General features: G+C 44.5%; 17 protein-coding genes and 1 other annotated feature. Of the genes, 4 read left to right on the forward strand and 13 right to left on the reverse strand.

Translation table 11 applies throughout. The features are described 5' to 3' along the window. Positions 1-43: 43 nt before the first annotated feature. Positions 44-1,114 (reverse strand): Xaa-Pro peptidase family protein, encoded by a 1,071-nt coding sequence (locus MHI32_RS21870; RefSeq protein ID WP_036682862.1) that lies wholly within the window; start codon positions 1,112-1,114, stop codon positions 44-46. Between the two features lie 74 nt (positions 1,115-1,188). Further along, positions 1,189-1,680 (reverse strand): YqhR family membrane protein, encoded by a 492-nt coding sequence (locus MHI32_RS21875; protein WP_036682865.1) that lies wholly within the window; start codon positions 1,678-1,680, stop codon positions 1,189-1,191. Positions 1,681-1,836: 156 nt separating this feature from the next. Between MHI32_RS21875 and MHI32_RS21880 the strand changes: the two genes are divergently transcribed. Next, positions 1,837-2,835 (forward strand): DUF1385 domain-containing protein, encoded by a 999-nt coding sequence (locus MHI32_RS21880; RefSeq protein ID WP_036682868.1) that lies wholly within the window; start codon positions 1,837-1,839, stop codon positions 2,833-2,835. Between the two features lie 7 nt (positions 2,836-2,842). Further along, complete coding sequence (locus MHI32_RS21885) at positions 2,843-3,181, forward strand: hypothetical protein (RefSeq protein ID WP_076193100.1); 339 nt, start codon at positions 2,843-2,845, stop codon at positions 3,179-3,181. Between the two features lie 87 nt (positions 3,182-3,268). Here MHI32_RS21885 and MHI32_RS21890 read toward each other — a convergent pair whose 3' ends face one another. The 3 genes from MHI32_RS21890 to mntR all read right to left on the reverse strand — a co-directional run bounded on the left by MHI32_RS21890 (position 3,269) and on the right by mntR (position 6,663). Next, positions 3,269-4,198, reverse strand: coding sequence for a patatin-like phospholipase family protein (locus MHI32_RS21890; RefSeq protein ID WP_076193098.1), 930 nt, complete (start codon positions 4,196-4,198; stop codon positions 3,269-3,271). Between the two features lie 88 nt (positions 4,199-4,286). Further along, positions 4,287-5,975, reverse strand: a complete 1,689-nt coding sequence (locus MHI32_RS21895) for a family 10 glycosylhydrolase (protein ID WP_076220441.1) — start codon at positions 5,973-5,975, stop codon at positions 4,287-4,289. Positions 5,976-6,237: 262 nt separating this feature from the next. After that, on the reverse strand, positions 6,238-6,663 hold the full coding sequence (gene mntR, locus MHI32_RS21900) for a transcriptional regulator MntR (protein WP_036682880.1): 426 nt from the start codon (positions 6,661-6,663) through the stop codon (positions 6,238-6,240). Between the two features lie 193 nt (positions 6,664-6,856). Here mntR and splB point away from each other — a divergent pair, with 193 nt between their 5' ends. Beyond that, positions 6,857-7,933, forward strand: a complete 1,077-nt coding sequence (splB, locus tag MHI32_RS21905) for a spore photoproduct lyase (RefSeq protein WP_076184169.1) — start codon at positions 6,857-6,859, stop codon at positions 7,931-7,933. Here the strand turns inward: splB and MHI32_RS21910 are convergent. The 8 genes from MHI32_RS21910 to MHI32_RS21945 form a co-directional block, all read right to left on the reverse strand. Next, positions 7,930-8,643: a cytochrome c biogenesis protein CcdA gene (locus MHI32_RS21910; RefSeq protein WP_076129637.1), complete on the reverse strand. Its 714-nt coding sequence runs from the start codon at positions 8,641-8,643 to the stop codon at positions 7,930-7,932. The genes splB and MHI32_RS21910 overlap by 4 nt on opposite strands. A gap of 136 nt (positions 8,644-8,779) precedes the next feature. After that, positions 8,780-9,583, reverse strand: a complete 804-nt coding sequence (locus MHI32_RS21915) for a metal ABC transporter permease (RefSeq protein ID WP_036682884.1) — start codon at positions 9,581-9,583, stop codon at positions 8,780-8,782. Between the two features lie 359 nt (positions 9,584-9,942). Next, positions 9,943-10,692: a metal ABC transporter ATP-binding protein gene (locus tag MHI32_RS21920; protein ID WP_036682888.1), complete on the reverse strand. Its 750-nt coding sequence runs from the start codon at positions 10,690-10,692 to the stop codon at positions 9,943-9,945. Positions 10,693-10,726: 34 nt separating this feature from the next. Next, on the reverse strand, positions 10,727-11,725 hold the full coding sequence (locus tag MHI32_RS21925) for a zinc ABC transporter substrate-binding protein (RefSeq protein ID WP_248548416.1): 999 nt from the start codon (positions 11,723-11,725) through the stop codon (positions 10,727-10,729). Between the two features lie 203 nt (positions 11,726-11,928). Beyond that, complete coding sequence (metG, locus tag MHI32_RS21930) at positions 11,929-13,941, reverse strand: methionine--tRNA ligase (protein WP_340010843.1); 2,013 nt, start codon at positions 13,939-13,941, stop codon at positions 11,929-11,931. Positions 13,942-13,988: 47 nt separating this feature from the next. Further along, positions 13,989-14,249, reverse strand: a binding site (T-box leader). Between the two features lie 40 nt (positions 14,250-14,289). Then, entirely contained in the window at positions 14,290-14,553 is a 264-nt protein-coding gene (gene yidD, locus MHI32_RS21935; RefSeq protein ID WP_036682893.1) for a membrane protein insertion efficiency factor YidD, read from the reverse strand. Between the two features lie 2 nt (positions 14,554-14,555). After that, the gene (locus MHI32_RS21940; RefSeq protein ID WP_036682896.1) at positions 14,556-15,017 is read right to left on the reverse strand and encodes a transcriptional repressor; all 462 of its coding nucleotides are present in this window, start codon (positions 15,015-15,017) and stop codon (positions 14,556-14,558) included. Positions 15,018-15,236: 219 nt separating this feature from the next. Then, positions 15,237-17,471, reverse strand: a complete 2,235-nt coding sequence (locus MHI32_RS21945; protein WP_076281382.1) for a copper amine oxidase N-terminal domain-containing protein — start codon at positions 17,469-17,471, stop codon at positions 15,237-15,239. A gap of 346 nt (positions 17,472-17,817) precedes the next feature. On the opposite strand from MHI32_RS21945, the gene MHI32_RS21950 reads away from it, so the two are divergent. Continuing rightward, positions 17,818-19,587 (forward strand): sensor histidine kinase, encoded by a 1,770-nt coding sequence (locus MHI32_RS21950; RefSeq protein WP_076134511.1) that lies wholly within the window; start codon positions 17,818-17,820, stop codon positions 19,585-19,587. The last annotated feature ends 10 nt before the right edge of the window (positions 19,588-19,597 follow it).

The raw sequence follows: 19,597 nt of genomic DNA on the forward strand, positions 1-19,597 counted from the left end.
AAATCCCTCCTGAATTCGATAATTAAACTACTACTTTTCTTACTTACAGTACTGTATATTCTTTGGACGAATGGGTCAGCAGCGATATTCCGCTCTCGGTGATCACAATATCGTCTTCAATACGTACTCCGCCAATCCCCGGCAAATAGATACCTGGTTCTACAGTAACGACCATTCCCGGCTGCATGATATCGTCACTCAGCTTGGACAAACGCGGCCATTCATGAACTTCCATTCCAAGTCCATGACCCGTGCTATGTCCAAATTGATCACCATATCCGTAGCTAGCGATGATATCACGTGCCAGTGCATCACATTCCCGTCCAGTCATACCCGGTTTGATATGTGCCAACGTATGTAGCTGAGCTTCCAGCACAATATCATAGATTTCTTTCAGCTTCGGATCTGGAGCTCCGAGTGCAATGGTACGAGTCACATCTGAGCAGTATCCATCGAGTAATGCGCCGAAATCAAGCGTAATAAATTCATTACCTTGAATTACACGGCTGCTTGCTACGCCATGCGGCATGGACGAACGTTCACCTGAAGCAACAATCGTATCAAACGATGACGCAGTTGCCCCGTGGGTACGCATATAGAATTCCATTTCCAAATCGACGTCTCTTTCAGTCATGCCTGGTTTGATCACATTCAGAATATGATTGAATGTAGCATCAGCCAGATCAGCTGCACGTTGCATAACAGCAAGCTCTTCAGCATCCTTGAACATACGGAGGTCTTCCACGGCTTTGGAAACTGGAACTAACACTGCCGGCTTAAGGGCTTCCGCATATGAGGTATAAGCGCTGAATGAGACATCATCCTGTTCGAAACCAACACGTACCTCACTGCCTGTTGGCAGCAACTCGCGTACTGTATCAATAAATTTAGGACCATGCTCTACAACCTTAACTCCTACCGCTTGATCCGCAGCCTGTGTCATGTACCTGAAGTCAGTTAGCAGATAACAATCATCACTTGTCACCAATACATAACCGGACGATCCGGTAAATCCACTTAAATAGCGGCGGTTATAACCGCTGGTTATCAACATTGCTTCCAATCCTTTATCCTGCAAAACCTTACGCAGCTTGGAGACGCGCTCGTTACCCATTTTCATTCTCCTCTCGAAATAGCCACATTGTATTTTAACATAGGGATATCCCCTTGAGAAGTTTTTTCGAGCCGTTAGGCAAGTGCAGTCGCTTGCTCACGCTTTCGTTCGTCGGTATACTCAATCGCCGCTGTGTATCCAATGAACATCCCCCAAAGTAAAAAAAGGCAGAACTCACTAATCACAGTGTTCCACGGCAGCTTAAAAGGCGGCTGCATAAGAAACATTTGCGAGCCGGGAATAAATATAACTACCCACCACAAAACACCATAAACCAATCCTGGCCAAGGTCCCTTCAGCTTGCGCAGAATAAGCACGTATAGCAGTGAGGCTATCACTGAAAATAAGATGAAAAACAAATAACCCACGAGATGTCCATACATTGTTGTCAGAAAAGTATGTTTAAAAAACGGCTCTGCTAAATAACCGGGACTAACCTTGGTAAAGCTGAACCAGTAGATTAACCAGTGCAGCCCTCCCCAAATCAAACCTGCGAAAAAACCTAATTCGAGCGCAAAAAACCAAATATTAGTATGATCTGATTGTTGTTGATGTGATTTGCTCATAGAATTGCCTCTCTTTCCGTATTTTTAATAACGATTTGTCTCTCCTTGTCCATATAAGGTAGTATGTGCAGCAAAAGGCGATCCAACTAGTAATGTCTTCAAAAATTAGTTACAATGTATTATATAAATCATATTAATTACGGGAAGGTGAATTGGTTGTCCCAGGAAACTCCCAGCTATGGCGGCCAAGCCGTCATTGAAGGCGTCATGTTCGGCGGCAAGCATATTAATGTAACAGCCGTGCGACGAAAGAATCAGGAGATTACATTTTTGGAGGTGCCAAGAAGCGATAAGAGCTGGGTCACTAAACTGCGCAAGATTCCGCTGCTTCGCGGCCTTGTCAGTATTATAGATGCCAGCGCCAAAGGCTCTAAGCACTTGAACTATTCGGCTGAATCCTATGCCGAAGATGAATTGGAACCCGAAGAACTGGCGAAAGAGAAAGCTAAGCCGAAGAAAAAGGACGAAGGCTGGAGCCTCGGAATGATTTTTGGCGTTGCTGTTATGGGTATTCTCTCCTTCTTATTCGGAAAGCTCATTTTTACGCTTGTACCAGTATTTGTCGAAGATTTTTTATTCAAGAATGCATTTGATAACTATGTACTGCACAACCTCATAGAAGGCGGCATTAAAATGGTTCTCTTGCTGGTCTATTTATGGGCGATTTCGCAAACACCTGTGATCAAGCGGCTATTCCAGTATCACGGTGCGGAACACAAAGTCATCAGCGCCTTTGAAGCAGGTGAAGAGCTGACTGTCCAGAACGTTCAGAAATACAGCCGTCTGCATTACCGCTGCGGAAGCAGTTTTATGATGCTGACGATTATCCTCGGCGTTATTATTTACTCCGTAGTACCCTGGGATAATCTTTGGGAACGTGTGATCCAACGGATTATTCTGCTGCCTGTCGTAATCGGTGTTTCGTTTGAGGTTCTGAAGGGTACCAACGCAGTAAGAGAAATTCCAGGTCTCAAATACTTGGGATACCCTGGACTATGGCTGCAGCTGCTCACTACCAAAGAACCAAAGGATGATCAGGTAGAAGTATCCATCGCCTCTTTCAATCGTATGCGTGAGCTTGATGCAGAGATTGAAGCCAGAGGATATACGGAGGCAAGTGTGTCAGGCGGCATATTGGATCCTGCGAAAGGATGAGTGTCCTATGATCAGGCATGCTTTAATTTTTTGGATTTCAGTAATTCTTGCAATATTCGGTTTTGTGATTGGAGTCTTGACTGAGCCTTTCTATACGCTGTCGAAGCTGATTCTCCCCTTAGTACTGTTAGTGATTATCTATTATGCTTACAAAATGGGACCAGGGAAATACGCTCGCAGCAGTAATGGATCTAGAATCAAAGTCAAACCTTCGCAGAAAACCATGACCAAGGTTGCTGGGATTCGCAAGACACAAGCAGCACCGGGCAAACGTAAAAGTTATCCCTTCCAAGTCATCGAAGGAAATAAAGGGAAAAACGATGATCAGCTTCCGAAGTACCATTAACTAAATAAAAACAAACACCAAAAAGCATCTCCACGTTTCAAAATAACGTGTGGGATGCTTTTTTTCTGATATTATAAAGCTTGCTTTTTATCTGGGGCGCCACTCCTTAAAGAAGTCTTCCCCTGCCTTCAGTCCGGCGGCATACAATTCGTCGCTTTGCATCTTCGTAATATTAAATTGGGTCGTGCCTATACCAAGCGTTGGGATGGTTACCGTGCGGACATATTTATCATCTTCAATATATTTCTCATCATGAGCAGACAGCATGGTGCTTACCATAGCTTGCAGCATACTGAACGGCCCCCTAATCCTGTGGGGCTGCGGGTCGGTTTTACCTACTGTTTGATACCCTACCGTAGGGATTCTTCTCCCCGGCACTTTACTATTCTCATTCATCCCGTCAAATAGCCATAAAGGAAAATTGCTTAATAACCCTCCATCCACAACGTATACAAATTGCTCAATAAAAGACTTCCCTCTAGCAGATTGTCCATTTAACCTGAGCATCACTGGATCAAAAAAATAAGGAATACTGCAGCTCATGCGCACAGCCTTAGCCACCTCAAAATGTTCAGGAGAGATTCCATACTGTTCTAACCCATCTGGTAAGACCAATATCCGGCCATTGGTAATGTCGGAAGCAATTATAGATAGTTTGCCTGGAGGCAGATCACGAAAAGTGATAATTCCCTTTTTTAGCAAAAGCGATCTCATCCACGATTCCAAGGCTTCACCCGAATACAATCCCTTCTTCAATAACACTCGCAGTGCAGGACCTACCCAAGCCGTATTATAGATGGGAGCTCGCTTCATAAACGATGAAAAAGAAGTTCCTTGGATCATCCGACTCATTTCCTCACCTTCATAACCCGCAGCCAGTAAAGTCGCTACAATTGCGCCTGAGGAGGTGCCAGCGACCTTTTTAAAGGTTCGCCCCGCCCTTTCCGTGGCTTCAACTGCTCCAGCGAGAGAAATCCCTTTTACTCCCCCTCCTTCAAACACAGCGTTAATCTCCATACACAAAAACCCCCCGTTTCCCATAGATTCTATTGCTTATCTATGAGCACGGGGGAGCATTCATGACTCCTTATCTAGAACAGTTATCTTATTTGGACTGAAAATAAAAGGTCAGCAAATTTGATAATCCAAACGGATTGCGGACAACAATGTCATTTGCTCTGAACATAATACTGCCTGCAACCTCTTTATATTTCTCATTATACTTAAGCTGGTTGATGATTTGGTCGCCACTTTGCCATTCTGCTTTCTGGTCACTTGCTCCAACCTTATAAGCAGCTTGTCCAATATAGAGCTTAACATTCGTATTCTCTACCTCTTTAACCCACCAATCTACTAGCTTATCGTAACGGGCAGTACTAAAGGACAGACTCCAATAAATTTGCGGTGCGACATAGTCAATCCAGCCTTGCTTGATCCATGTCCGAACATCGGCGTACATATCGTCATAAGCGGTAACTCCAGCTGTGGTATCCGAACCTGTGCTGTCTTTTTTGATATTACGCCATACACCAAACGGACTAATTCCATAAGAAACCTTCGGTTTCACCTTATGAATCTGTTCTCCCAATTGACGAACGAATTCATTAATATTATCGCGGCGCCAATCCGCCTTAGAGGACAGGTTCTTCGTGTTATAAGTCTTATAAGCAGTATCATCGGCAAAAGATACACCTGAAGGATAGAAATAATCATCCAAATGGACACCATCTACATCATAGCCTTTGACGACCTCCAACACTGTATCGATAATGTGCTGGCGGGCTGCTGGGATCCCTGGATTGATGTATTTTTTACCTCCTGCGTCTACAATCCATTCCGGATTTGACTTAGCCACATGATTACTTGCTAATGCGGATGTAGAAGCATCCGTTGTCGCGCGGAATGGGTTGAACCATGCATGGAACTGCATACCGCGTGAATGTGCAGCGCTGACCATATAGCTCAACGGGTCATAACCCGGATTTTTTCCTTGGGTGCCGGTCAGCACCTTAGACCAAGGAACTAGAACAGAAGGGTACAGACTGTCTGCTGAGGTTCTAACCTGTACAAAAACAGCATTAAAACCAACAGCTTTTAGCTTGTCCAGCAGATTATCAAATTCTTGTTTTTGTTTCGCTTCGTTACCTGCAGAAGCTACTGAAGGCCAGTCCAGATTAAATACCGTAGAGATCCAGGCTCCCTTCATCTCCTTGTTAGCCGACGCACCAGGGATACTTGGAACTGTTGGCGAGGTCGGTTTTGGAGTCGCTGTAGGGGCTGGGGCCGGCGTTGGCGTAACGACTGGAGTCGCTGTAGGTACTGCTGGTGTTTCCGGATCAGCAGCCTGCGGCGGCTCTGTATTAGAGTACAAAGAAATATGTTTGGTTGCCTGATCCCAGATAACCTGTAACCCCAATTGCTCACTTACAAAACGAAGCGGCACCATAACCCGTCCCTGCTTAATCTGTACTGAGGTGTCGAGGGCTACAGAAGCATTATTAACTAATGCACTTTTCTGGCCACTGGTCAGCTTGATCTCTGTATCTCCTTGCGTGATTGTAACTGTCTTACTGCTTTGATTCCAAACTACTCCAGCACTCAACCCTTTACTAATGACGCTAATTGGCACCATCGTTACATTCGAAGCTGTGATATACGGCGGCACATCGCTTGCCAGCGCCTCGCCATCCAGTTCAATGGTAATCTGCACAGCTGCCGCACGTGCCCCAGGAGACCATAAAGGCAGAAACAATACTAATACTAACAATCCCAACATCCATTTACGATAATTCATAATTCCTCCCCAAATCTAAATAATATGTATCCTATAAAAAAAGAAAAAACGGATCAATCCTCCAAGTTGATGTACCGATTCCACCCTTCAAAAGAGCGGTATCAGTCTCAGCCAGAAAAAGGACTTATCCGTTTTGACGCTAAAAACTGGGAAAGGTTGCACTAAACAAAATAGAAACGGCTATACCATCTAGTAGTTTATGCTCACCAAAGCCTTGCTGGGCATAACTTTAAGGACGGTATCCGTTTCGGGAAAAAACATTTCAAGAATCGCTTGCCAGTTCATTGTGAATAGCATATAAAGTCTGCAGACGTTCTTCATCGCGGCGGAAATATTCCACCAACGTTTCGATACGTGTAATCGAATCCCAACTCAGGTGGTGCTCGATCCCTTCAACATCATTATAGATAAATTCCTGCTGTACTCCGATCAAACCGAGGAATTCTTCCAATAGTTGATGACGATCAACAAGACGTTTCCCTACTTTTTTCCCTTTGTTGGTTAGGACAAGCCCACGATATTTCTCATAGATGAGATATTCGTCCTTATCCAGTTTTTGGATCATCTTGGTCACAGAGGAGGGGTGTACTTCCAGTCCCTCGGCAATATCCGAGACCCGCGCATAACCTTTCTCATCAATGAGCTTATATATGCGCTCCAAATAATCCTCCATGCTGGGTGTTGGCATTAAAATTTACCTCTTTTCTATAATGAACCTGGCGCCGAGCCAAACCTTGCTCTAACAATGATACATGTTTCTAACGCCCCTTGGCAAGTCCTTCAAGAGAACATACTGCGGAGTTACCCATGATTGCCATGCTTCTAATGAGACTCAGTTAGGCATAATAAACTTACTCATCTTTCAGAAGGAGCGTGAATTCATGACTATAGTGACACCTGAGACCCCTCCCGTAAAGAGAACCAGAAAAGCTACAGCCCTTTTTGTCCCCGAGCTTGTTTTCTTCGAGCCGGATGCTTTAAATTACCCGAAAGGTGAACGAATTATGGAATGGGTGAAGGCTAACAATATTCCCTATCGCATGACTACATCGCATAACCGTATAATGAATTTCCCGGGTGACACAGAGGTCGAGCAATATAAAATTGCCAAAAGAACACTTGTAGTCGGCCTGCGCAAAACCTTAAAGTTTGACCAATCCAAACCCTCCGCAGATTATGCAATTCCGATCGCAACTGGCTGCATGGGCCACTGCCATTATTGTTATTTGCAGACTACTTTAGGGGCAAAGCCTTACATTCGTGTATATGTAAACACCGATGACATCATTGACGCCGCAAAAAAATATATCGAGGAGCGCAGCCCTGAAATCACGACTTTTGAAGCAGCCTGTACCTCAGATCCGTTAGGACTGGAGCATATTACCGGGTCTCTGTCAGAACTCATCACATTCATGGCAGCGGAGCCCCTTGGCCGCCTGCGCTTTGTGACCAAATACCAACATGTTGAACCCCTACTCGATTTGCAGCATAACGGACATACCAGAATTCGTTTTAGCGTGAATGCTGACTATGTGATCAAAAATTTCGAGCCTGCTACCTCGCGGTTTGAAGAGCGAATTGAAGCGGCTGGAAAGGTTGCCCGCGCCGGCTATCCACTGGGCTTCATCATTGCCCCAATTATTTGGTATGACGGCTGGCAGGAAGGCTATGCGGAGCTACTGGCCAAATTAGCCAAGACCCTTCCGCCAGAAATCGGAAAAGGTCTAACCTTTGAAATGATTCAGCACCGATTCACCAAAACAGCCAAGACTGTAATTGAGAAACGTTACCCGAAATCTAAACTAGAAATGGACATGGAGAAACGCAAAAAGAAATGGGGCCGCTGGGGACAGAACAAATATGTCTATCCGGATGAACAGCAAACCGCCCTGCGAGAATTTATCACAGAGCGGATTTTCGAGCATTTTCCGGAAGCAGGTATTGATTACTTCACCTAAAAAATCAGCCAATCCGGCGTTATTCCTTGTAGCCACACTGTGATCCTGAACATTTGATCCGTGAACAGCAAAATACCCATAAATACCATAAGGACGCCGCCAATCTTCATCAGCAGATTCGAATACTTGAGGATACGCTTCACTCCGCCTAGGAAAAAGGCTAAAAGAAAAAATGGCAAAGCAAATCCGATGCTATACGCGGTAATCAATGTAAACCAAGTGCCTGGGTCGCTTGCCGAAAGAGCAATAATTGCCGTCAAAATCGGCCCGATACAGGGTGACCAACCCGCAGAAAAACCAATTCCGAAAATAAAGGAGCCCACATAACCCGCCGGTTTCCATTTTAAATCAAGCTTACGTTCACGAAGTAAAAACTGCGGCTGAAAAATCCCAAGCAAAAACAAACCCATTACAATAATTAGAATCGCCGACAATTGCCGGATCAGATCACGCTGGCCATTAAAGAATTGCCCGAATAACCCAGCCCCAAAACCAAGTGTGTAAAAAACTGCAGAAAAACCTAATATAAATGCCAATGTATGAGTTAGGGTGCGTACACGAACCTCTTTAGAGTTGCTGCCTGATTTTAATTGTTGAACGGATAACCCGGTAATGTACGATAAATAAGAGGGGTACAGCGGTAAACAGCATGGCGATATAAACGATGCCACCCCTGCGGCTAAAGCAATTCCTGCATTGATATTAGACAAAATAGCGGCTCTCCTTCCGGCATTCGAGTCACTTCATGGAGCTGTTTATGGCTCCTTTTTTTCGCTTATCGTCCTTACAAGGACACCGAAGGCGTTTATGCTTGCCTAATGTGATACCGATTACTTAATTCGCTGTTTATGCTGGCAATCCCTTTTTACCGATCAAGGTTAATACCAATAATGATATGAGCAAAAGCACAATAGTTGCACCGGGAGCCAAATTCCAGACTCCAGCTACCACTAGTCCGCCTACAACGGCAATCTCCGAAATAATAACCGCCAGGATGACCGAGGATTTAAAGCTACGGGATAGCAATAAGCTGATTGCGACCGGAATAGTCAACAAAGCAGATACCAACAGCGAGCCTACGATCTTGATGGCTGTGCTAATCACAAGTGCTGTCAGAATGGTGATCAGCATGTTAAGCAGTTTCACCGGAAGCCCACTTACACTTGCTGCATCCTCTTCAAAGCTAAGCAAAAAGAACTCTTTAAAGAACATCGAAACTACCACTACAACAGCTATAGTCACTATGCCTACAACGATCAAATCGGTATTATCGAGCGTATAAATGCTGCCGAACAAATAACTCATTACGTCCGCATTATACCCTTTTCCTAAGGTGAAAAAGAGTGAAGCCAACGCCACTCCGCCTGACATTATAATGGCAATCGACAGCTCCGCATAACTCTTATAAGCCTTGCGAAGCTTTTCAATCGCGAAGGACGCTACCACTGCAAAGATAAGGCCTGCGCCCAGCGGATAAAATCCTGTTAGAAAACCGAGTGCCACCCCCGCTATAGTAACATGAGCCAGCGTATCTCCGATCATGGATAATCGTCTAAGCACAAGAAAAACGCCTATAAGCGGCGCTGTTATACCAATCAGCAGTCCGCCCGCAAGCGCCCGCTGAAAAAAATCGCTAAATAGTATTTCCAACTTAAACTCTCCTTCATACAAAACTCAAACCATTTTAAAGCCTTTTTCAAACCTTTTTCGATCCCTCCCAAACCCTCCCTTCCAAGGGAGGGCCCCAAGGGCTCTGCCCTCTGGACACCCGTTAAGTGCAACTAGCGTAGGAGTTAGTGTTACTGAACATAGTTAGGTTGGGGAAAGATCGCTTTCGTCCCTAAAGGGACACGCTTGCAGACTGGCGGTGCTTAGATAAGAGAAAACAAGAAATAGGAACAAGGTCGAAATACTCCTAGTAAAAACCCTGTCTACTGACTAACTTCCACACGCAAGTTATGTATGCACTGAGAACAGAGGCAAACCTCTGCTCAGAGTTTAATTATGACTTAAGAGAGCGTGTGCTGCAGATTCTCTTCTGTGCAATTCTGGAGATCATGTGAGTGGCGGGAGTAAAAGTTGATTTTACCATTCGTCTGCACGGGCTCATGACCTAAATAATTTTTGATCATGTCGATATCATGCGACACCATCAGGAAGGTCATATGATGATGAGCATGCATATGGGTAATTAATTCAAAGAATCCCGCTTGTGATTCGGCATCAATACCCACGGTAGGTTCGTCCAAAATCAGCAGGTCAGGATGGTTAATCAGCGCCCGAGCCAGAAAAACACGCTGCTGCTGACCGCCTGACAGCTGGCCTACTCTTTTCTCCGCAATATCTTGTATCCGCATGACTTCAAGTGCATCCTCACATTGACGATGCTGAGCCTTAGATACTCTGCGGATCAGATTCTTGTTATTATATAGACCTGACAGAACTACTTCACGCACCGTTGCTGGAAACAATGGGTTGAAGGCATTTTTTTGCGGAACATATCCGATCCGTTCCCAGTCTTTAAACTTGCGGACAGGCGTTCCGAATAATTTAATTTCACCAGAGCTCGCTGGAAGCAAGCCGACGATCATTTTCATCAATGTTGTTTTACCAGCACCATTAGAACCAATGATACCAAGGAAATCTCGTTCTCTTACACTATAGTTAAGATTCGATATCACCTTCTGTTCCCCATATGAAAAAGAAAGATCCTGTATATCGATGATATGCTGATGGCAGTCCAAGGATACCGATTGCATGCTTAAGTACCGCCTTTCCCTTATACTTTCCTTATTATTGTAAGGCCATAATCAGATTTTGCAAATTTTTCTCCATCAGAGTGAAGTAATTATCGCCGTTCTTCTCTTGCTCCGCAGTAAGTCCCTCTACCGGATTAAGCACCATAGTGGAAACGCCCGCTTCGGCGGCCAGAGTCTTAGCCAGTTTATCGGAGACAAGCTCTTCAAAAAAGATATACTTAATCCCTTCATCTTTTACCATTTTCGCAAGCTTCACTAAATCCTGTCCGCGCGGCTCAGCGTCTGGCGAAAGTCCCATAATCGCATGCTGATCCAATCCATAATCACGGGCAAGGTAAGAAAAAGCCTGATGTGATACTACGATCTTATGGTTGGGCAGCTTAGCAAGCTCCTCTTTGAATTTACTGTCTAACGCCTGCAAACGTTCCGCAAGCTTATTGTAACGCTCTTCATAACCTTCTTTATGCTCAGGATCCACGGACTGAAGGCTTTCTTTAATATTCTGAGCCATGACAATGGCTGATTTTGGACTTACCCAAGTATGCGGGTCTGTATGCAGGCTGTCTACAGAGGCATTACTGTTATGATCCGTGTCCTCATTTTGATGAGACTCTTCCTCACTTGCCCCATGATCATGCCCGTCATCTTCATCGGTCATGATATAATCAATACCTTGACTTACTTCAACCGCCTTAACTTTACTGCTGCTATCAAGGCCTTTTAAAAAGTTAGGAACCCAGCCTTCTAAGCCCGCACCGTTATATAGAAATAGCTGTGCCTTAGAAGTGTTGATAATATCTTGACTGCGCGGTGTCCAATCATGTGGCTCCACACCCACTGGAAGCAGGTTAATAGCATTGATATCTTCCCCGCCAATCTCCTTAGCAAACTCGTAAATAGGATAAAAGGTTGTAACTACATTTACTTTCCCTTCAACTATACTTCCACTGCTCTTAGGTCCGCATGCACTTAGTGTAAATACCAGTACCAGTGCAAGGACGAGCAAACTTATACGTGATTTCATTGCCGCCATTATATTGATCTACCCCTCAAATCGTAAATTTTACTATTAGTAGTATAATAGTAATCGTTACGATAAGTCAACAAAGAAACCTCACTCAGAAGAAAGACGGTATCGTCCTTTATAAAAAAGGAATGCTCCCACAACCAACCCGGCTGAAGGAGCATTCCCTTGTTCAAGCAACCTCATTAAAAAATTTCTACAACAGTATTGTCTTATTTCACTACTGCTCCGTTTGGCATACTGTCCGGCACGGTAGCGATCGTTAGCTGGTCATCTTTAGAAGCCGCCAAAATCATCCCTTGGGACAACTCCCCACGCAGCTTCACCGGTTTAAGGTTTACGATACAAATCACTTTACGTCCCACCAGCTCTTCCGGTGTATAGAATTTCGCGATACCAGAAACCACTTGACGTTGTTCATAACCCAGATCCAGTTGCAGCTTCAGCAGCTTGTCAGCTTTTTTCACTGGCTCTGCAGCAATAACCTGAGCTACCCGCAGCTCTGCTTTAGCGAAATCGTCAATGCCGATTTCCTCTTTATGCTCTTCCACTGGCTCGGAGTCCGCAGCAGCAGGAGCAGCCGATTCCGCCACTTCAGCCGCAGCTTTACCAGCGCCCATAGCCTCGGCAATATAAGCTACCTCTTGCTCCACATCCAGACGTGGGAAGATTGGATTGCCTTTCACCAGCTTTGTTCCTGCCGGAATCAGGCCAAAGGTCTTACCGCTATCCCAAGTCGTTAACTCACCAGGCTCAATACCCAGCTGTTCCCAGATCTTCGCTGGTGTTTGTGTCAAGAACGGCTGCAGCAGGATTGAAGCGGTACGCAGACCTTCCACCAGATGTCTCATCACAGAAGCCAGCTCGGCGGTTCTATTTTCATCTTTGGCAAGCACCCAAGGTTGTGTCTCATCGATATATTTGTTGGTGCGGCTAATGAATATTCCGATAGCTGTCAACGCCACGGAGAACTCCATTTTTTCCATAGCTTCTTCTACTTTGGCATAAGTATTCTCAGCCGCAGCTTGAAGCTCACCATCAAATGCTGTTACATTTCCTTCATATGCCGGAATCTCGCCTGCAAAATACTTTTCAACCATAGCCCCTGTACGGTTCAACAGGTTACCAAGGTCGTTGGCAAGGTCATAGTTAACCCGGTCTACAAAGCTTTCCGGTGTGAACGTGCCATCCGAACCAAACGGTACTTCGCGCAGCAGGTAATAACGTAATGCATCCAAGCCATAACGATCAATCAGTGTCACAGGATCAACTACGTTACCTTTAGATTTCGACATTTTTCCATCTTTCATGAGCAACCAGCCATGGGCAAATACCTTTTTCGGAAGGGGTTCACCAAGCGCCATCAGAATGATCGGCCAGTAAATGGTATGGAAACGAACGATTTCTTTACCAACGATGTGTACATCCGCAGGCCAGAACTTGTCATACAAGGTGCGATCCTCGGAACCATAACCCAGAGCAGTAATATAGTTAGTCAAAGCATCAATCCACACGTACACGACATGCTTCTCGTCGCCCTTAACTTTTACGCCCCAATCAAAGGTTGTACGGGAAACTGCAAGGTCTTCCAGTCCGGGTTTGATGAAATTGTTAATCATTTCGTTCTTACGGGATTCCGGCAAAATAAACTCTGGATTCTCCTCGTAAAATTGCAGCAAACGATCCGCATATTTACTCATCCGGAAGAAATAACTTGCTTCCTTCACCAGCTCAACCGGGTGGCCGCTATCTGGGCTTTTTGCACCAGTAATCACACCGTTGTCATCACGCACTATATCAACTAATTGCGTTTCTGTGTAAAAGGTTTCATCTGGGATACTATACCAGCCTTCATATTCACCTTTATAGATGTCTCCTTGCTGCAGCAACCGATCAAAAATATCCTGTACCACTTTTTTATGACGCTCTTCCGTAGTACGGATGAAGTCATCGTTCGAAATGTCCAGCTTACGCCATAGCTCCTTAATACCAACAACAATGTCGTCTACGAACTGCTGAGGGGTCTTTCCTGCTTCCTCTGCCTTCCGCTCGATCTTTTGTCCATGTTCGTCTGTACCGGTTAGATAACGCACTTCGTAGCCGCGCAGACGTTTGTAACGGGCCATTGCGTCTCCTGCCACGGTTGAATAAGCATGTCCGATATGTAGCTTGTCACTTGGATAATAAATTGGTGTCGTTAGGTAAAACGTTTTTTTCTCACTCATTCAGTAATCATCCTTTCTTATTAAAAAACAAAAAACTCCCGCCCCCATAATGGGGCGAGAGTATAACTCACGCGATACCACCCAAATTTCCTGTCTCTTCACAGAGCGCAGGCTTCGCCAGTTCCCTCGCGGGAACTGTCCATTAACGCTGGATCACGCTGTTATCTTACGTGAACCACAATTGCAGTTCCCGCTCGAACACAGTTCCTCCCGGACCATATTCAATCTAACGCTCCATACCGGATTTCAGCATATTCCGGCTCTCTGTAATGGACGTAACGATTTACTTATCCGTTCTTCGGAATTCATACTATTACTTGTGAATATACCCAATGGTAAGGCCCCATGTCAAGTCGCAGGGGCAGAATCCTTCTCAGCAGATTCATCTTGAAGAGGCGGCACAGGATCAAGTCCTCCAGGATGAAAGGGATGACATCTGGCAATCCGCTTAGCTGCAAGCCATGAGCCTTTCAATGGACCATGGACTTCAATGGCTTCCAGGGCATAGGCAGAGCAGGTTGGATAGAAGCGGCAGGTTGCAGGTTTAATAGGGGAAATGTACCTGCGATACACCCGAATAGGCGCCTGAATCGTTCTGCGTAGGGTCACCATTTCTAAAGTCCCTTTTGTTTATCTGATGCTGCAACTAATTCTTCTTCCCGGTTCTCTTCACATTCTTTGCAATAACCGAACACCTCAAATTTATGCTTGACTACCCGGAATTGATCGGGTGTATCCGTTAAATTCATCGGGCAGAAATTAATCGGGTAGGTCTTTTGGCATTGAAGGCAGATCATATGATGGTGATGATCCTGATGATTGCAGCTTCCCTTGAACTTCACTCCGTCTTCAAAGACAATCTGTTCAAGCACACCAAGCTCTTCCATTACACGAAGATTGCGGTACACCGTATCAAAGCTAAGTCCGCTATACTTACGGCCCATATGCTCATATACATCCTTCGCTGACAAATATCCCTTATTCTCGCCGAATAACTGGGCAAGCGTTTTGCGTTGGTCGGTGATTCGCAGTCCTTGCCCCGACATGACTTCTAATATTTGTTCTGTCGACAGCATACGCTCATCTCCCATAAGATCAGTTCATTTATATTTCACTCTCTTAATAATGCCCCAAAATAAATGCCCCGTCAATGAAGCACCATGAAGCGCCCCTACGCAACCTCTGAATTATTATATTTAAACAAAAGCCCGGCTGCGTATTCCCTTACGGAATATTCAGCCGGGCCTTTATTGTAGATAATTCCCCAATAGAGCTTATAGGGATATTCCTATTTGTTATTTCTTTGCTGGAAGTGGAGTGATGAGGAAATTGACCGGCAAGTTACTGCCTGAAGCTGCTGTGAACAAAATCTCCACAGAACCTCCATACTCACCACTACGATAAACCACACTGTTCATGTCAGCGTTCGAGAGACTTCCCACGCTTGGCATATGCACGATTTGGTTATTAACCATAACCGGCCCCATATAGTTACCGCCACGTGGATTAAACGTAATCAATGAGTTTGGTGCAACATTTTCGAATCTGATCTTGTATAATACCCCGAAATTACCGGCATTGGATGCTTCCGTACCTGCCATTGGGTCTACGCCAGCCAGGTTCTTATCACTGGAATTATCGCCTAGCAGAAGTTTTGCAGGAGTTTTTCCTACCTCATCGGTAACCGTGATAATACGAGTAGAATCTTCGTAAGTTCCCCGATTATGCACTCCGTCTCGATCCAGAACTGGAAGTGTTGGAAGTGTAGTCAGTGGATCTTTATTCGCATCAATCAACATGACATTATAATCGATTGGATAATCACTAAATAAGTCCGCTTGAAGTGAAACAATTTCACTTGGTTTCATAGCAATTTGGTTTAGATCAGTCAGAATTGAGACACTTTCCCCTGGTTGCAGAACAATCGTTTTATAATGCTCATTTGTAAGCATAGATTTCCAATAACGTTCTACAGACATTTTACCAGTACCTTCAGGATATGTGCTTGGTCCTGCAAAGCCCACATATTCGGTTGTAAGCGTCGTTGGGTACAAATTGTTATTCGTAGCAATCACATACACTTTAGCTTTAATATTCAGGTTATTCTTGTGGTGAATCAAGAAGCGGGTTTTACCCAATGAAGTCTCACGGTAAGTAACACCTTCTGTATACACCGTTTCTGGGCTGTTGCTGCGAATTAGTTTATAAGGCTCGGAAGAAAGATTATAAGCTACTTGCTGCCAAGTCGGAACCATTGATCCATCGATGCTAAACACACTGCCCGGAGATGCAAATAATCTGTTGAAATCTTCTTTACTGTACAAGATTTCATCCGAAATATTAACGGTTTTCTCAAACGTGCTGATCGCGCCATGTGAATCTTTTACTTGGACAGCAATTGTCGCTGGACCCGGAGTAAAGAAAGCCTCGGCCTTGTTCGTCCAAGTTACGGTAATTTCATCACCATCAGGATCGCTACTTAGATCGGTATAAGTAATCATTTCACCCATCTTGTATGAATCCTTGTCTGTAGTGAAATTAGCAACTGGAGGTGTATTAGGTTTAAGCACTGTGATGGTCATGGTGTAAGGATCACTCCACTGTTGATTCGCATCCATTACGGAATAGGTTACTACATAATATCCTGGTTGATCATAGATATCCTGCTTGTTACCTCCCCAGCTTTCATCCACAATAGCTACACCATTTGGTGACGAGCTGGAGGTTACGAAGGTCACTGGTTCACCGGCGTAAATTTCAGTTGGCACTGTAAAGGAAGCTTTAGGTTTGTTGTTTAATGTAAGGATTACTCGTTTTTGCACATTATCAACGGTATATGGAATGCCCAGTGCTCCAGTTATGGATGTCAATGGAACCATGAAAGTCCCCTTGTATTGGTAAGCTGGACCTTTCATCGTCTTCTTCTCACCATTAACTGTATAGACCTTGCTGTCGGTCTTAAAGCGCATAACGTCGCTTCCCTTGGTAACAATGGTTTCTTTCGTTTTATAATCATAAACGTATTTCACGCCTACACGTTCTACCATAGCCCGGATCGAAACGTAGGATACGCCGTTTTTCACTGCCATAGGCTGATTAGCTAAATATTCCTGGCCGTTCTGATACATTTTGTTGCTGTTCATCATAAGAATAAGCTGACTGTTAGCCGCAGCACGAGCACCATCTGTTGTTGTAGGTTCTGTAGTAACTCCAGGTGTTGCAGTCGGAAGCGGTGTTGCAGTAGGTGCAATTGTTGCTGTAGGTTCAACAGTAGCCGTAGGATCAACTGTCTCTGCAGGAATTGGAGTAGGTGTTGGTGTCGGTGACACTACTCCTCCTGGCGTCTCCGTCGGCAATGGCGGCAATGGATCAGTAGATTCTGGCATTACCTCCGGCGCAGCTGAAACAACTGTCCCAACTACAGTAGTATTACTTGGGGTATTATTGACAGCTTCAGCAAAAGCCGGCACTGCCGCGGCGGCCTGAGATACGGCCAAAACAGCAACTAACGTTAACTTTTTCAAATCCATGATATAACTCCTCTGCTCCTATTTGTAAATATAAGTAGGTCTCTGTCTTTTTCATACTCCTCTTATATTCCCCGCAAAATGCTGCCACCCACGGTAGGGCGGCAAAAAGCTTTTGCCACGATCGTCATAACAAACATAGTATTAGACGCATGCCACCATAAAAAGTTTCATTATTAAGTAAAGAAAGATTAACGCTGTATTAAATATTGTTGGACAACCACGCTGTTTCCCCTGAAAAAAATGAGATTTTTTCTATAAATATGTTTATTTTTCGTCTGACTATATTCGCTTTCATTTGCTTTTGTTACAATGTATGGAAGAATATCTTTTACATGCGAGGGATAACATGTCCAAAAAAATCTCCATCCTCGTTCAATTAATCATGGGCTTCTCTCTAATCATCTTCACCATCGTAGGATTCACCATTTTTTTGTCCTACCGCTCTTCCTCTCAAGCTGTTCTAAACCGCTCCAACCAATATATCCTGGAATCCGTCAAGCAACTTCAAGGTAAAATGGACGCAATTCTTCAGGATAACGATAAGCTTTCTTCTACGATCATGTTCAGTCCCTTGATTCAAGAAACCTTGGGAGACTTAGCGTTGTCACGTTCACCTCGTACAGACGCCATGGAAATTACTCGTTACATAGATCAACAGACACGTTCCATAAACTCTGACATCCAGTTCAAGCTGCTCGGTCTGTCCGATGATCAGGTGTATACCAACAGCAGTTCCTTAAAGGTCATCTGGGACAGCGAAAAGGAAATCCGCGATGCTTATTGGTTTCCGGCTATAGCACAGAATAAAGGCCGAATGGTCTGGTTCGGTGTAGATGTATGGCAGAACGGTAATATCCCTGTGGTGATGGGAGCCAGACAAATTAATGATTGGAATGATCTAAACCGGTTAGGAACCCTGTTTCTTGTCCTCCCTGTCGAGGTTATCCATAACGCTGTCAGCCAATTTCACCTCGGCAAAAACGAGAAAATCCAAGTTGTTGATTCATTTAATACCATTGTCTATTCCACAGATCCAAAAGAAATTGGACTCTATATGAACGACGGGCTTCTAAAACAATTCAGCAATCATAAAGCCAGAATCGTTCCACAAAAAATAAACTCACGCAATCTGTTCGTATCCTATGCCTATTCCGACTATAGCGAGTGGAGCGTTTTTGCTTACATTGATTCTAAAGACGCTGTTAAAGATTTAAATACGATTCGCCGGAATATTATTTTAATTGGCCTGCTGGGGATGGGTGCTGCCCTACTATTCACTTTCTTTTTCTCTTGGACCCTATCCAAGCCCCTTCGTAATCTGGCAACCAAGCTGAGCAATGTCGAACGGGGAACTACTTTACCTTTTGTAAAAACAACCATGAACAAAGAAATGGCTATCCTTTATTCAAGCTATAATTCGATGCTCCAAAACCTGGATCATACTATAGCTGACCTATCCAGCAAACAAATTAGTGAAAAGCAAGCTCAGATCGTAGCACTCAAAGCGCAATTCCGCCCGCATTTTCTTTATAACACTTTGAATACAATCTATTGGTCGCTCGCCAACAAGCGCATGCAGGAAGAGTCCCAAATGGTACTCGCTCTAAGTGATCTGCTCCGCTATAGTATTGACCGCGGATCCGAATTCGTTACAGTTGAGGAGGATTTAAAGCAATTAGAACGATTCATTTTTCTCCAGAAGCTGCGCTACGAGGACAAATTGCAGATTGATCTTTTTGTAAATCCTGAGGTTATGAATGGCCAGCTTATGAAATTAACCCTTCAGCCACTTGTCGAAAATGCCATTACTCATGGACTTGAACCCACACTTCGGGAAGTATGGCTAATTCGCATACGCGCCTATAGTGAAGGAACATCTCTGGTGTTAACTGTAGAAGACAACGGGGACGGCATGAGCGAGGAAAGTATGGCAGACGCATTAGTCGGCGGTGAGGTTAATCCGGAGAAGCTGCTTCATACCGGAATTGGACTATCTAATCTAAATCATCGCATAGAGCTAATCTACGGACAGGAATTTGGTCTACAGCTATCAACAAGCGAGCTTGGTGGCTTATTTGTGAAGGTCACTGTTCCATTACAGTATGATCAAAGTTAAGGGGGCACAA

Source organism: Paenibacillus sp. FSL H7-0690 (genome assembly GCF_037980415.1).
GTDB classification, from domain to species: Bacteria; Bacillota; Bacilli; order Paenibacillales; family Paenibacillaceae; genus Paenibacillus_AQ; species Paenibacillus_AQ odorifer.